This is a genomic window from Cryptosporangium arvum DSM 44712 (assembly GCF_000585375.1).
GTDB lineage: Bacteria > Actinomycetota > Actinomycetes > Mycobacteriales > Cryptosporangiaceae > Cryptosporangium > Cryptosporangium arvum.
In genome coordinates this window covers 7,587,399-7,600,886 of record NZ_KK073874.1, presented here as the reverse complement: position 1 = coordinate 7,600,886, position 13,488 = coordinate 7,587,399, and the positions used below count along the sequence as shown (strand labels likewise).

General features: G+C 71.7%; 11 protein-coding genes. 5 read left to right on the top strand and 6 right to left on the bottom strand.

All coding sequences use genetic code 11. The annotated features are described in order from the left end of the window. Nucleotides 1-7: 7 nt before the first annotated feature. The 3 genes from CRYAR_RS34485 to CRYAR_RS34475 all read right to left on the bottom strand — a co-directional run bounded on the left by CRYAR_RS34485 (nt 8) and on the right by CRYAR_RS34475 (nt 4,973). Nucleotides 8-1,987 carry an acyltransferase family protein gene (locus CRYAR_RS34485; RefSeq protein WP_051571329.1) on the bottom strand — a complete coding sequence of 660 codons (1,980 nt, stop codon included), beginning with the start codon at nt 1,985-1,987 and terminating at the stop codon, nt 8-10. A 53-nt stretch (nt 1,988-2,040) separates the two neighbouring features. Then, a complete protein-coding gene (locus CRYAR_RS34480; RefSeq protein WP_035857388.1) occupies nt 2,041-3,909 on the bottom strand; it encodes a CheR family methyltransferase in 1,869 nt (622 codons plus the stop codon). 68 nt (nt 3,910-3,977) lie between these two features. Further along, nucleotides 3,978-4,973, bottom strand: a complete 996-nt coding sequence (locus tag CRYAR_RS34475; protein WP_035857386.1) for a chemotaxis protein CheB — start codon at nt 4,971-4,973, stop codon at nt 3,978-3,980. A gap of 158 nt (nt 4,974-5,131) precedes the next feature. Here CRYAR_RS34475 and CRYAR_RS46295 point away from each other — a divergent pair, with 158 nt between their 5' ends. Genes CRYAR_RS46295 through CRYAR_RS34460 form a run of 3 tightly spaced genes read left to right on the top strand, consistent with a single transcriptional unit; the run spans nt 5,132 to nt 7,772 of the window. Next, a complete protein-coding gene (locus CRYAR_RS46295) occupies nt 5,132-5,878 on the top strand; it encodes an ATP-binding protein (RefSeq protein WP_084701342.1) in 747 nt (248 codons plus the stop codon). A 27-nt stretch (nt 5,879-5,905) separates the two neighbouring features. Then, the gene (locus tag CRYAR_RS34465) at nt 5,906-6,715 is read left to right on the top strand and encodes an MBL fold metallo-hydrolase (RefSeq protein WP_035857385.1); all 810 of its coding nucleotides are present in this window, start codon (nt 5,906-5,908) and stop codon (nt 6,713-6,715) included. Nucleotides 6,716-6,767: 52 nt separating this feature from the next. Beyond that, the gene (locus CRYAR_RS34460; protein ID WP_035857384.1) at nt 6,768-7,772 is read left to right on the top strand and encodes an iron-containing redox enzyme family protein; all 1,005 of its coding nucleotides are present in this window, start codon (nt 6,768-6,770) and stop codon (nt 7,770-7,772) included. A 41-nt stretch (nt 7,773-7,813) separates the two neighbouring features. On the opposite strand, the gene CRYAR_RS34455 is transcribed toward CRYAR_RS34460, so the two are convergent. Beyond that, nucleotides 7,814-8,002: a CDGSH iron-sulfur domain-containing protein gene (locus CRYAR_RS34455; protein WP_211247777.1), complete on the bottom strand. Its 189-nt coding sequence runs from the start codon at nt 8,000-8,002 to the stop codon at nt 7,814-7,816. Further along, nucleotides 7,999-8,904, bottom strand: coding sequence for a Rieske (2Fe-2S) protein (locus CRYAR_RS34450; protein WP_051571327.1), 906 nt, complete (start codon nt 8,902-8,904; stop codon nt 7,999-8,001). Before CRYAR_RS34450 ends, CRYAR_RS34455 begins: the two co-directional genes overlap by 4 nt. 112 nt (nt 8,905-9,016) lie before the next feature. Between CRYAR_RS34450 and CRYAR_RS46290 the strand changes: the two genes are divergently transcribed. Then, nucleotides 9,017-9,244 (top strand): DUF6480 family protein, encoded by a 228-nt coding sequence (locus CRYAR_RS46290; RefSeq protein ID WP_084701340.1) that lies wholly within the window; start codon nt 9,017-9,019, stop codon nt 9,242-9,244. Nucleotides 9,245-9,250: 6 nt separating this feature from the next. Here CRYAR_RS46290 and CRYAR_RS34445 read toward each other — a convergent pair whose 3' ends face one another. Beyond that, nucleotides 9,251-10,252 (bottom strand): NAD-dependent epimerase/dehydratase family protein, encoded by a 1,002-nt coding sequence (locus CRYAR_RS34445; RefSeq protein ID WP_035857382.1) that lies wholly within the window; start codon nt 10,250-10,252, stop codon nt 9,251-9,253. Nucleotides 10,253-10,403: 151 nt separating this feature from the next. Between CRYAR_RS34445 and CRYAR_RS34440 the strand changes: the two genes are divergently transcribed. Continuing rightward, nucleotides 10,404-13,259 carry a YfhO family protein gene (locus CRYAR_RS34440; protein WP_169745123.1) on the top strand — a complete coding sequence of 952 codons (2,856 nt, stop codon included), beginning with the start codon at nt 10,404-10,406 and terminating at the stop codon, nt 13,257-13,259. Nucleotides 13,260-13,488 lie beyond the last annotated feature (229 nt).

Genomic DNA, 13,488 nt, shown 5'->3' with positions numbered 1-13,488 from the left:
CCGAGGGCTAGGTCGCCGCCGAGGCGAGCTGCGGCAGGAGCCAGGGGGCCACGACCTCCCGGACGCCGCGCTCGCTGAGGTGGAGGCCGTCGGTGCGTACCGGGACGCCGCCGACCTCGCGCGTGAAGCGCCCCTCGGGGCAGAGCCGCGCCCCGAGGTCCACGATCCGGACGCGGTCCGGGGCGGTGCGCGCGGTGTCCTGGAGCATCCGGTTCCACGCGTCCATCCGCGCGGGCTCGTCCTCGGGGTAGAGGCTGCCGTCGCGCCGCTCGTACCGGCGGTTGTACGGCGCGGTGGCGAGCACGACCCGCGCCCCACCGGTGGTGAGGACCCGGATCATGCGGGTGAGCTCGGTGCGCAGGTACGCGTCGTAGACGGGCTGACCGATGTGCCGCCACCGGCCGCCGAACCGGCGATCCAGCAGCTCCCAGCGCGCCAGCACCACGAGCGCGACGTCAGGGTGATCGGCCCGGACGCCCTGCGCCCAGTACGCGTCCCAGCGCGGGCACCGCTCGTACGGGTCCTGGATCTTCGACGCGTTGCGCACCGGTCCGGACCGGGCGATGCCGCATCCGATCAGCGACCGGTTGGTGAGCGTCGCTCCGGTCAGCCTCGGCAGCCCGATCGCCAGGCTGTTCGCGACCGAGTCGCCGAACACCGTGATCCGCAGCTGTCCCGCCGGGCGCCCCGGTCGCGTGAGCAACGTGCTCGGCGCCGCGGCGATCGTCGTACCGGGGGCCTTCGCCGGCGGTGCCGGCGGTGTGGTCACCACCACGGCCGCCACCACCACGGCCGCCACCGCGACGGCGCCGACCGCGGCGAGCGCGGTCAGCGGAGGCAGCACGCGCCCGGGCCGCGGCCATCGTCCGCTGCGTACCGGGCGGCTGATCAGGTGATACGTCAGCTCGGCCAGCACCAGCGTCACCGCGCACCGCGCGACCAGCAGCAGCAGCCCGGTCAACCCGGTGCGCTCGGCGTCGAGACAGACGAACACCGGCCAGTGCCACAGGTACAGCTCGTAGGAGACCCGTCCGAGCCGGGGGAGCGGCGAGGCGGACAGCACCCGGGCGGTCCGGCCCTCGGGCTCGCGTTCCGCCCGGGCGATCACCACGGCGACGGCGATCGCGACGCCGAGCAGGCCGCCGCGGTAGAGCAGCGGCCCACTGTCGTCGAGGGCGAACAGCGCGGCGCCGAGCGTCGCGACGGCCAGCGGGACGGGCCAGGACCACCGGCGGGGAGCGGCGTGGCCGGGGCCGTAGCGCCGTGCGCTGAGCAGCAGCGCCAGCACGCAGCCGACCAGCAGCCCGAACGCGCGGGTGTCGCTGCCGTAGTACGCGCGGGCGGGCTCGGCGTCCGGCACGTAGAGCACCGCCATCGCGACGGCGGACACCGCGGCCGCGACGAGCGTCCCGCCGAGCAGACCTCGCGCCGACCACCAGGCGAGCGCTCCGGCGACGAGCAGCGGCCAGAGCAGGTAGAACTGCTCCTCGAGCGCCAACGACCAGGTGTGCTGCAGCAGCGAGGGCGCGGCGGTGAGGGCCGCGTAACCGTCGCCGCGGTCGAGCATCCGCCAGTTGGCGACGTAGCCGAGCGTGGCCAGGGCATCGGTGCCCAGCGCCCCGCGCTCCTCCGGCGGCACCAGCCAGCGGGCGCCCGCCAGTACCGCCGCGACCACGGTGAGCAGGGCGGGGAGCAGCCGCCGGGCGCGTCGGGCCCAGAACGCGCTCAGCCGGATCCGGCCGGTGCGCTCGTGCTCGGCGAGCAGCAGCGTCGTGATCAGGTACCCGGACAGCACGAAGAACGCGTCGACGCCGATCCACCCGCCCGGCAGCCACGACACTCCACCGTGGAACAGCAGCACGGCGAGCACCGCGACCGCGCGGACACCGTCGAGCGCCGGACGGTGGGTGAGCGTGAGCCGCTCGGTTCGCTGCTTGCGCTGTCGTACGGCGGTCGGGGTGTCGAGTGAGGCCACGCGGTCCGGCATGCGGAGGAGAATATGGCCACAAACGGTTATAAATGCCGTGCCCGGCGTTGCGGCTATCCGGGGTCGTTCGCGGACGGCATCGACATCTGGTCCATGACGACGATCGCCCCGGCGATCTGCTCGGCACGGTAGATGAGCGGGCTCGCGCCGACCCGCACCTGAACCGGTCGTCCACGGCGGTTGATCGCGTCGAGGGTCAGCTCGGTGGGACCGGTGGGTTCACCGCCGGTGAGCACCTGCCGGACCAGCGGGCGCAGGCGGTCGGTGGAGATGCCGATGTCGAGGTTGAGCAGGTGCTGCCCGACGGCCTCCTCCGGCCGGAGCCCCCAGAGGTCTTCGGACTGGCGGTTCCAGACCCGCACGACGAGCTCGGCGTCGACGACCACGACCGCGCTGCGCAGGGAACGGAGGATCGATTCGAGGAAGGCGTTCGCGTCGTTGAGCTGTTCGGTGCGCTCACGCAGCTCGTCGTTTATCGACTGGAGCTCGTCGTTCGTGGACTGGAGCTCCTCGTTCATCGTCTCCAGTTCCTCGTTCGTGGACTGGAGTTCCTCGTTCGTGGTTTCGAGCTCTTCGACCGTGGACTGGAGTTCCTCGTTCGTGGTCTCGAGCTCTTCGACCGTCGACTGGAGTTCCTCGTAGGCGGTCTCGATCTGCCGGTTGGCGAACTCGAGCTCGTCCTGCAGCTTCCGGTAGCGGGTGACGTCGGAGGCGAACACCACCGCGCCGGCAGGCTGCCCGTCGCTGCTGCTCAACGGCACGACCTGGTAGTCGACGCGGAGCTTCTCCCCGGGCGAGCGCGTCCACTCGACATCGCGGACCCAGATCGGCCGGCGCTCCCGCCGTACCTCTTCCAGGTGCGGACGCAGCTCGATCGGCCGGTAGGAGACGTCGAGGTCGAGAAGCGGCCGACCCAGGTCGCGGGTGGAGACTCCGAACAGCGCCTCGGCACGCTGGTTCACACCCGCCACCGTGCCGTCGTCCGTGACGACGATCGCGGCGACCGGCGCGGCGAGCAGTGCCTCGGTCTGCAACCGGTCGGCCCCCAGCAGGTCACGTAGGGCGTTCTTGCCGCCCCCGCCCGATGTGATTGTGCCGAGCCCCGGCACCGCGCGGGGAACTTTGCGGAAGAACCGGCGTTTCAGGTCGATCGGGGTGAACAGCTGGCCGTGCCCCAGGAGCATCTCGGCCTTGCCGAGGAACAGCACGCCGATCTCGTTCAGCGCGAAGTTGAACCGGGCCAGCACCCGGCCCTGAGTCTCGGCGTTGAGGTACATCAGCGTGTTGCGGCAGGTCAGAAGATCGACCCGGCTGATCGGAGCGTCCTGCACGAGGTCGTTGCGCCCGAAGATGACGCTCCGGCGCAGATCCTTGGCGAAGACGTACCGGGTGCCGGTGCGCTCGAAATACCGGTCGAGCAGGTCGCTCGGGACGGACCGCGCCTCCCGCTCGCCGTAGGTGGCCTGGCGGGCGATCGCGAGCGCCTCGTCGTCGACGTCGGTGGCGTAGATCTTGACCCGGTCGCGGAACTCGTCCGGCCCGAGCAGCTCGGCCAGCAGCATCGCGATGCTGTACGCCTCTTCCCCGGTGGCGCACCCCGCGCACCAGACCCGGATCGCGTCCGAAGGCTTCTTCGACGCGATCAGCTGCGGCAGGATCTCCGCGCGCATCTGCAGCCAGGAATCCTGGTCACGGAAGAACCCGGTGACGTTGATCAGGACCGTGTTGAACAGCGTGGTGTATTCGTCCTGGTGCACCTGGATGTAGTCGAGGTACTCGTTCCACCCCTCGATCCCGAGCGCCTGCGTACGCCGCGAGACCCGGCGCATCAGGCTGGATCGCTTGTACCCGGTGAAGTCGAACCCGCGGCTCTCCTTGAGGAACTCGAGCAGCGCCTCGAATTGGGTGTCGTCCTCGCTCACCGCGGTCCTTGTCTCCAGGGGGTCGCTCGTTGACGTCTCGCACCGTACCGGCACCGGGCCGGCCCGGGTCACGCTTGACCGGCCGGTTCCTGAGCCAGCAGGTCCCGGATCAGACGGGCGGCCTCGCCCAGCTCGGCGGCCGAGCGCAGGTTCTGCGTCGCGACGTGCGGAGCCCCCCGATCCTTCGCCGAGTCGGCCAGGCGGCGGTGCAGCGAGGCCTTGTCCTCCATCGTGCGCAGCGCCATCCACAGCGCACCCTCCAGCGCGGCGTTCTGCCGGGCCAGCAGGCTCTCCGGAGACCAGGCGTGACCGACCCGGCAGCGGTACCGGGTGATCGCACCCTCGGGGACCGCGAACAGAGCTCCGTTGCAGTCGGGGCAGCCCAGCCCGGCCGGTGTGCCCGGACGGTCGGGATGGTTGAGCGCGTCCATGTCCAACTCCGCGATGGCGGTTTCCTGGTTCAGCAGCGGGTCGTCGGAGCGGGGGTCGACGGCCGGGGCCTGCTGGACCAGGTCGGTGATGAGCGAGCCGAGCTTGTCGGCGGAAGCGGTCGCGGCGTCCGGCACGACGTCGAGAGCGGCCAGGGGCATGCTGGGATAGAGCGCGTCCGCGGGGTCCTGCACGACGGTCGCCCCCGCGTGCCGCGCGATCGCGGCGAGCCCGGCCGCCCCGTCGTCCAACATGCCGGACAGGACGACACCGACGACCGCGGACCCGGCATCCCGGACCGCCGAGCGGAACAGCGGGTCGATCGCCGGCCGGTGACCGTTCTCCTGCGGGCCACGCGCGAGGCAGCAGTGACCGTCGAGCACAGTGAGGTGGCGGTCCGGCGGAGCCACGTAGATGTGCCCCGGGACGAGCGGCTCGCCGTCGGCCGCGGTGCTCGCGGGCAGTGGGCCCGCTCGGTCCAGGATCGACCCGAGTACGCTGCTTCCGCCCGGGGTGGTGTGGAGTACGACGAGCACGGCCGCGGGCAGGTCAGGCGGGAACCCTCGGACCACGGCCCGGAGGCTCTCGACACCGCCGGCGGACGCGCCGACGACGACGAGCGATCGGCGTGACATGTTTTCCCCTTCGGGACGTGGCGGAATCCACTCGCTGTCGCCCTCGGAACGCGGGTTGTGACGGAGGTTACTCCGGATCGCGACAGCGGTAGCTATTCCGCGTGTGCCCACTACGGATCGTGGGTAACACGACGCCACAGAGACCGGAGAGCGGAGCGATGGGCACGAACTTGCACGTCGACCTGGATCGCCGGGCCGACCATGCGGTTCTCCATCTGGACGGGCAGCTCTCAGTACGCACCGCGCCAGCGGCTCGGCGGGCAATGCTGAAGTCGCTGATCGACGTGGGAAGGGTGGTGGTGGACGTGTCCCGGCTCCAGCTGGCGAACCCGGAATGCGTCGCGCTGCTGCCCAGCGTGCTCAACACCGCCGGTGGGTGGCCCACCGCGCGGCTGGTGGTGGTGGACGCCGAGGCTGTCTTCGAAGACGCCGCGCGGCGGGTGCACTGCTCCGACCTCCTTCCCTTCTACCCGGCGACGGAGGCGGGCGTGCGCCATGTCGATGACCGGCCGGCACGGGTCCGCCGGGACTGTGCGGTCCCGGCGGACCCGTCGGCCTCGGCTACGGCCAGGCGGTTCCTGCAGGAGGCCGCGGCCGACTGGGACCTTTCCCCCGACCTCACCGAGGTCGCACAGCTGGTCGTCAGCGAACTGGTGTCGAACGCGGTCGAGCACGCCGGGACGGCGTCGACGGTCGCGCTGGAACTGACCGACGAGACGCTCAAGATCAGCGTCCGCGACGGCTCCACCACGCAGCCGGTACCGCGTCCACTGGACATGGTGAGCTTCCGGGGGCGCGGGTTGCCGCTGATCGACCGGGTGAGCCAGCACTGGGGAATCCTCGACCACCCCGACGGCAAGACCGTCTGGGCGACCCTGTCGGTTGTGCCGGACGAGTCCGTTTAATCCCCGCTAGCGGGTTACCCGTCGGGTATGACGCCCGTCGGAAGCCTGCTGTTCATCGGTAACGCCACCGTGCTGTTGCGGCTCGGTGGCTTCACCGTTCTCACCGACCCGAACTTCCTGCACCGCGGGGAGTACGCCTACCTGGGCAAGGGCCTGGTGTCCCGGCGGCGGCACGCACCCGCGCTCGGGATCGACGACCTCCCGCCGCTGGACGCCGTTGTGCTCTCGCACCTGCACGGCGACCACTTCGACCGGCGGGCGGCGCGTGGGCTCTCCCGTGACGTGCCGATCGTCTCCACGCCGGCGGCCGCGCGGCGGCTGGGCCGCAAGGGCTTCCGCGAGGCGTCCGGACTGTCGCCGTGGACCGAGTGGGAGACGCGCCGGGGCGACGAGGTCCTGCGGGTGACGTCGGTGCCCGGCCAGCACGGGCCCGCGCTGTTCCACCGGCTGCTGCCCCCGGTGATGGGCAGCGTCGTCGACCTGGAGCGCGACGGCGAGCGCACGTACCGGCTGTACGTCACCGGAGACACGCTGTGCCGACCCTGGCTCGGCGAGATCGCCGAGCGATTCCCCGGCATCGACGCAATGCTCGTGCACCTGGGCGGCACCCGCGTGCTCGGCGTCCTGGTGACGATGGACGCGAAACAAGGCGCCGACCTGGCGACGCTGATCGGGGCGCCGGTGATCCACCCGATTCATTTCGACGACTACACGGTGATGAAGTCGCCACTGTCGGCGTTCCTGGACGAGACGTCGCGACGGGGAATCGCGGGTGTGACGAAGCTCGAGCGTGGCCGCACAGTTCCACTCTCACCTGCCGTTTCGGATGCGCGCTAGCGGGAAGTTCGAGTCGGCTGGCGCGAAGACGGGCCGATCCGGGAGGAACTTCATGCGGTTGCCGGAGCCACGGGGTGGCATAAGCGAAGCGGTGGTCGGGGCTCTCGTGGGGATGCCTGGATCCTTCACTGGTATTCCGGTGTCCTTGTCGGGGGACGAGCCGTGGCTCGACGAGGACCTCCAGCTGGCGCTGTGGGTGCTCTACGAACTGCACTACCGAGGGTTCGACGGGGTGGACCCGGACTGGGAGTGGGATCCCGAGCTGCTCGCGCTGCGGGCGCGGTTGGAGGCGCACTTCGTCGGCGGGCTCCGCGCGGCGGTGCCGGTACCGGCCGGTGCGCCGGTGGCGCGGGCGCTGAGCACGCTCGCGAGCGACGACACCGGCCCGTCGATGAGCCGGTTCCTGCAGCGCAAGGCGACGCTCGCGCAGTTCCGCGAGTTCGTCGTCCACCGCTCCGTGTATCACCTCAAAGAGGCCGACCCGCACAGCTGGGGCATTCCGCGGCTCGGCGGGCGGCCCAAGGCCGCGTTGATCGAGATCCAGACCGACGAGTACGGCGGCGGCCGGGTCGAGCGCATGCACGCCGAACTCTTCCGGACGACGATGGGCGCGCTGGACCTCGACCAGGGGTACGGCGCGTACCTGGAGCAGGCGTCCGCGCCGACGCTGGCCACCAACAACCTGATGTCGATGTTCGGGCTGCACCGGCGCTGGCTACCCGCGCTGCTGGGGCACCTGGCCGCGTTCGAGATGACCTCGTCGATCCCGAACCGGCGCTACGGCAACGGGCTGCGCCGGCTCGGCGGCGACGCGGCCGCGACCCGCTTCTACGACGAGCACGTCGCGGCCGACGCGGTGCACGAGCAGATCGCCGCGCACGACCTGTGTGGCGGGTACGTGGCGCAGTTCCCCGACCAGGCCGACGACCTGCTGTTCGGAGCCGCCTGCGGGATGTTCCTGGACGGCGTCGCGGCCGGCTGGATCCTGGCCCGCTGGGAGTCCGGCGAGTCCTCGCTGCGCAACGCCCCGGCCTCGGACCTGGCGGTCTCGGCCTGACCTGACGAAGGCCCGCCCCTCGGGGCGGGCCTTCGTCGTGCTCACTGACCTGGGGCGGAGAAGTTCACGAGCTTGTGGGTGCCGTCGCAGAAGGGCTTGAGGCCGGACTTGCCGCAGCGGCACAGCGCCACTGTGGCCCGGCCGGGATCGATCGGTTCGCCGTCCTGACCCTGGATCACGAAGTCGCCCCGCAGCAGCAGCGGGCCGTCCTCGTAGAGGGTGACGCTCACACTTCCGCGTTCTTCCACACGCTTCCTTCCGCGTTCGCCCGCGCGCGCAGCCGACCGGCCGCGATCTCGGTCCGGAACACCGGCTGACAGGCCGTCGCCGGACCGCGCAGCGGCTCCCCGTCGACCAACCGGAACACCGACCCGTGCCACGGGCAGGAAATGCGTGGCTCCCCGGGGCCGTCGGTCACCTCACCCTCGTGCAGCGGCCCGCCGGCGTGACTGCACTCCGACGCGAGCACGTGGACGCCGCCGCCGGACGACAGCGACCGCCGGTAGACGACCACCGTCGTGTCACCGACGTCCCGACGGACCGGCTTCCCGATCGGGATCTCGTCCAGCGGTCCGAGGTCGTGCCACTCCCCGCCGGCCCTGCGCATCGTACCCTCGGCGTGGTTCACGCCGCTGGCCTGCGAATACGCCAGATGGCCGCCGAGTGCGCCGCCGAGGCCGACCGCGGAGAGGCCGAGCAGGGCGTACCCCACCCCGGCCAGGTGGCGGCCGTTGCGCCGGGCGCCCCACGACGCGGTGTAGAACGCGATGCCGACCGTGTTCGCGGCCGCGTGCACCAGCCCGACCCGGCGCTGATCGGGCTCGAGCTCGGACCAGTCCGCCAGACCGGCGGCCACCGCGGCCGGCGCGGTCAGCAGACCGAGCCCGACCAATCGTTGCGCGGCCCTGCGGCCACCGGGCATGAAGTCCAGCACGCTGGCCGAGACCCAGGCGCCGACCGGCACCTGCACCAGCACCGGGTGCACGGGGTGGCCGAGCCAGCGGCCGTGCAACAGGTCCTTAATGCGGGTGTTCGGAATCGACGTCTGGACGGCACCGGCGACGGCCTCGGCCACGGGGTCCAGGAGCCGCGCGTTCTCCAGGCGGGAGAAGAGTCCTCGGATCACCGACATGGCGATCGGTTACCCCCCGGGTGCGCGGTCACACCGGAAACGTCTGATTGATCGGGGTGTGTTCGTGGTGACGACGGGTAGCACGGGACGACTGCATTTCGGAGGAGGACGGATGAGTTGGCAAGGTCCGGACCCGAGCCGTACCCCTGGACTGGAGCCGGGCGGAGGTGTACCGCCGGGCGAGACACCGCCGGGTGAGGGCGGCACGTCCGCGATCACTCATCAGGAGAAGGGGCCTGCCCCGAAGTGGGTGCCCTGGGTGGTCATCGGGGCGATCGGCTTGATGGTCGTCGCCGTGGCGCTGTTCATGCTGTTGCGTGTGTTCTTCATCGCCGACTGAGGGCCACTACGCGAAGAGCCGGAGCGGGCGGAGGAGCGGGGAACGGTCGCCGGAGTGGTCGCGGAGCCCGGCGACCACGTCCGCGAGCGCTTCGTGGGTGTCGTAGCGCGGCACCCAGCCGAGTTCGTCGCGGGCCCGCGAGCTGTCCAGCAGCGGCGTACCGAGCAGCAGGTCGACCCAGCCGACGTCCACCGGCTGGAGATGGGCCGACCAGCTGGCGGCCGCGCCGGCACGCAGCACCGCCGCCGGCAGCGGGACGCGCCGACCCCCGAACGCCCTGGCCAGGTCGTCGGGGCGCAGCGGGGGCTCCGGCGCCAGGTTGAACGGCCCGGCGGCCCGCGCCGCGAGGATACGTAGCACGGCGTCGGCGACGTCGTCCGCGTGGACGACCTGGGTGACCGTGCGGTCGGGCAGCGGCAGCACCGGCAGTGTCAGCTTCACCAGCGGCCGGGCCAACGCGGGCAGGAAGTAGCGCAGCAGCTCGCTCGCGGCTCGGCGCTGCACGACCAGGGCCGGACGGATCCGGGTCACGACCGGCACCGAGCAGGCGTCGAGCAGCCGCTCGGCGGCGACCTTGTCCCGGCTGTACGAGGACGTCGCGATCCCGCCGGTGGGCCAGTCCTCTCCGACGGTGCGGTCCTTGGGCCCGGTCGAGTAGACGCCGACGCTCGACGCGTGCACGAGGTGGGGGACACCGGCGAGTTCGGCGGCCCGGATCACGGCTCGGGTGCCGAGCACGTTCGTGCGGGCGAGCAGGCGGCGGTCATGGCTCGGCTGGATCGCCCAGGCCAGGTGGACGACCGCGTCGGCGCCCTCCATCGCGTCGCGCAGGACGGCGTCGGCGTGGACCGAACCGATGTCGCAGCGGACCCACCGGGTGCCGGCCGGAGCCGCCCGCTCGGACGGGGTGCGCCTCACCACCCCGGTCACTTCCGCCCCTGATCCCACAGCCGCACGAACTACGGCGCTTCCGACATTTCCGCTGGCTCCGGTCACGACGATGCGCATGTCTGTCCGTGTTCCCCGCCCGCGCCCAGGCAATCCACAGGCCTCTTGCCGTTCGGCGGAGGGTTACCACAGGGCTGTTACTCTCGGCGGGCGATTGCACCCCCCGCGTTCCGGAGCCGAGATTCCCGTGAGCCAAAGGTCCGACACCGTCGTGGCAACCCCGGCACCGGAGCCGTCACCCGATGCGGACGAGCCCGTGCGCGAACCGCGCTGGCAGCGGGCGCTCACCGCGGTTGTGATGCTCGCGATCATCGGGTACGCGCTGGCCGGCATCGGGGCGCCGCTGCTCGGCCTCAAGGTCTTCGCGGCCACCGACATGCTCGCGGACAAGGCGCCGTACGCGACGTCGGGGCTCTCGGATGTGCAGCCCACGAACACGTTCCTCAACGACACCGTCGACTCGGTGCTCCCGAACACCGCGCTGTTCGGCGAATTGTTCCGCGAGGGTGACGTCGCGCTCTGGAACCCCTACCAGTCCGGCGGTTCCGCGTTCGGGTCGACGCCCAACTACGCGCTGTACAACCCGCTGTCGGTGCCGTATCTGCTGTTGCCCGGCTGGCTGGCGCCCGGGTACGTGAAACTGCTCGAGATCGTCGTCGCCGCCGGGGCCACGTTCCTGTTCCTGCGCCGGTTCTCGCTCGGGCGTGCGGCCGCCGGCCTCGGCGGCCTGGTGTTCGTCGGCAGCGGCTTCCTGATCGCGTGGACGAACTGGCCACAGAGCCGGGTCGCGGCGTTCATCCCGGCGGTGTTCTGGTGCGTGGAGCGGCTGGTCTCGTCGCGCCGGGCACGGGACGGGGCGTTGCTGTGCCTGGCCGTGGCCGCGATGTTGCTCGGTGGGTTCCCGGCCGTGACCGGGTACACGATCCTGTTCGCCGGTATCTACCTCGTGGTCCGGGTCCTGGCCGAGTACGGGTGGTCGTGGCGGCGGATCGTCGGGATCGTCGGCGGTGCGGGCGTAGCCCTGGTGGGAGCGGTGGCGCTCGCCGCGATCCAGCTGATGCCGTTCGTCTCGGCGATGTCGGGCGTCTACATCGCCGGGCGCGAGCAGACCCCCGGCGACCACCTGCTGCCGGTGACCGCGCTGACCGCGGTGGCGCCGTGGGCGTTCGGCACCACCGACCCCGACCGCGGGCCGTACTGGTACCTGCCGGTGAACCTGGTCGAGTCGAGCGTGTACGTCGGCGCGGCCGCCGTGCTGCTCGCGTTGATCGCGGTCGCGTTCCCGCGGGTCGCGGCCGGGCGGTTGCCGCGCGGCGGGTTCTCGTACTTCCTCGTCGCGACCGTGCTCGGTCTGGTCGTGATCTACGGGGGCGGTGCGCCGCTGGCGGCGTTGCAGAAGCTTCCGGTGCTCTTCTCCGACAACTTCGTCGGGCGGATGCGCAGCGTGCTCTGCTTCCTGGTCGCCGTGCTGGCCGCGGTCGGCTTCGACCTGCTGGTGCGTCGGGTGGCGGTCGCGCGCGACGCCGACGGGCGCGTACCGCGGTGGGCGTGGGTGGCGTGGCCGACAGCCGTGTTCGGTGGTGCCCTCGTGGTGTTCGCGGGCCTGCTGTGGCGGGGGCGCCGGGCGGCGCAGATCGCCCAGGGCGGCACCGAGGGCGGTTACCGGGTGTCGTGGTTCGACGACCAGATCCTCTGGGCGGCGCTGTTCGGCGCCCTGGCCCTCGCGGCGATCGTCCTGACCTGGTGGGCGGCCGCCCGGCGCCCGGCGGTGGCCGGCGTCGCCGCTCTCGTCGTACCCGTGCTCATCGCCGTGCAGGCGCTGTCGTTCGCGGGCCCGTACTGGCCCAAGTCCGACAAGGACACCTATTACCCGGTGACCGACGTCCACCGTTACCTGGCGTCTCATCTCGGTGACGACCGGTACGCGGCCGGCGGCGCGATGTTCGTCGGTGCTGACTCCGCGTACCCGCTGCGTGCCCTGAACGGCCACCTGTTCATCGGCAAGCGTCTGGGCGAGGCGCTCGACGGCATGCCCGGCTGGGGCCTGGGTGATCCGCCCACGTACATCAACTTCCGGTCGACGCTGCAGACCGCCCAGCAGCCCCTGTTCGACCGCCTCGGCGTGAAGTACTTCGTGTCGGCACCGTGGGACGAGGTCTTCGGCACCGTCACCGAGGCCGCGAACACCGGCGGCACCAGCGCGGTCCGTGGCGATCAGCCGCTCCGGTCGGAGGTGCCGGGCACCGGTCCGCTGCGCGGCGTGACCGTGAAACTCGCGTCGGCGTTCCGCCCGGCTTCGGACGCCACGATCACCGTGGTGCTGCAGGACGAGAAGGGCGCCGAGCTCGCGCGGGCGTCCCGGGTGATCATCGGGCGGGACAACCGCGGGGAGGGCGTCGCGGCCGGCACCGCCATGACGATCCCGGTGGCCGGCGAGGATCTCCCGCCCGGAACGAAGGCGTACGCGACCTTCACCCAGGACGCTCCCGAAGCCCTGACCCTCGCCGGTGGGGTCAGCGTGGTCCGCCCGGCCGACGACGGGTTGCGCCTGGCGTACGCGGGCAACGCGGTCGTCTACGAGCGGCTGACCGCCCTGCCGCGCATCCGCTGGGCGAACACCCCGGTCGTGGAGCCCGACGCGGCCGCGCGGATCACCCTGGTGAACAGCGGCACGCTGAAGCCCGGCCAGGTGGTGCTGGACGCGCCGGGTCCGGCGGTGAAAGCCGGCTCCACCGCGAAGGTCTCGGTGCTCGAAGACGGCGCCGACGCGATCTCGGCCCGGGTGGACGCCTCCGGCGAGGGTTACCTGGTGGTGGCCGACGCTCTGCAGAACGACTGGGCCGTGACGATCGACGACAAGCCGGCCACCCTGGTGCCGGCCGATCACGGCATGGTGGCGGTGGCAGTGCCCGCCGGAGTCCACACGGTGTCGCTGTCGTACCGGACGCCGTATCACTCGCTGGGCACGTATCTGTCGGCAGCGGCCGCGTCGGTGATCGTGGCGATCTTCGTGGGGGCGTGGTTCCGCTCCCGCCGCAAGCGTCGTTCGGAGCCGGCAGAGGCCTGAGCGGGGGATTTTCGCTCGGCGCGAGCAGCTCTCCGTCGGCGTCGTCGCCGTCCACTGCCGCAATGCGTGAGTGCGTTCGCGCTCCGAGCTTCGTGCTCGGTGCGGTCGCGCTCGGTGGCCGCGCAGGGGGGTCGTGCCCGGCATCCCATTCACGCTCGTGCCGCGGTTCCGCGCCAGTGCCCGGCGTCTCGTGCGCTCGTACCGCGTGCCCTCGTACCGCGTGCCCTCG

Bases quoted from the DNA above. Each gene is read 5' to 3' on its own strand.
- CRYAR_RS34485 (WP_051571329.1), bottom strand. From the start codon at position 1,987: ATGCCGGACCGCGTGGCCTCACTCGACACCCCGACCGCCGTACGACAG.
- CRYAR_RS34475 (WP_035857386.1), bottom strand. From the start codon at position 4,973: ATGTCACGCCGATCGCTCGTCGTCGTCGGCGCGTCCGCCGGCGGTGTC.
- CRYAR_RS46295 (WP_084701342.1), top strand. From the start codon at position 5,132: ATGGGCACGAACTTGCACGTCGACCTGGATCGCCGGGCCGACCATGCG.
- CRYAR_RS34465 (WP_035857385.1), top strand. From the start codon at position 5,906: ATGACGCCCGTCGGAAGCCTGCTGTTCATCGGTAACGCCACCGTGCTG.
- CRYAR_RS34460 (WP_035857384.1), top strand. From the start codon at position 6,768: ATGCGGTTGCCGGAGCCACGGGGTGGCATAAGCGAAGCGGTGGTCGGG.
- CRYAR_RS34450 (WP_051571327.1), bottom strand. From the start codon at position 8,904: ATGTCGGTGATCCGAGGACTCTTCTCCCGCCTGGAGAACGCGCGGCTC.
- CRYAR_RS46290 (WP_084701340.1), top strand. From the start codon at position 9,017: ATGAGTTGGCAAGGTCCGGACCCGAGCCGTACCCCTGGACTGGAGCCG.
- CRYAR_RS34445 (WP_035857382.1), bottom strand. From the start codon at position 10,252: ATGCGCATCGTCGTGACCGGAGCCAGCGGAAATGTCGGAAGCGCCGTA.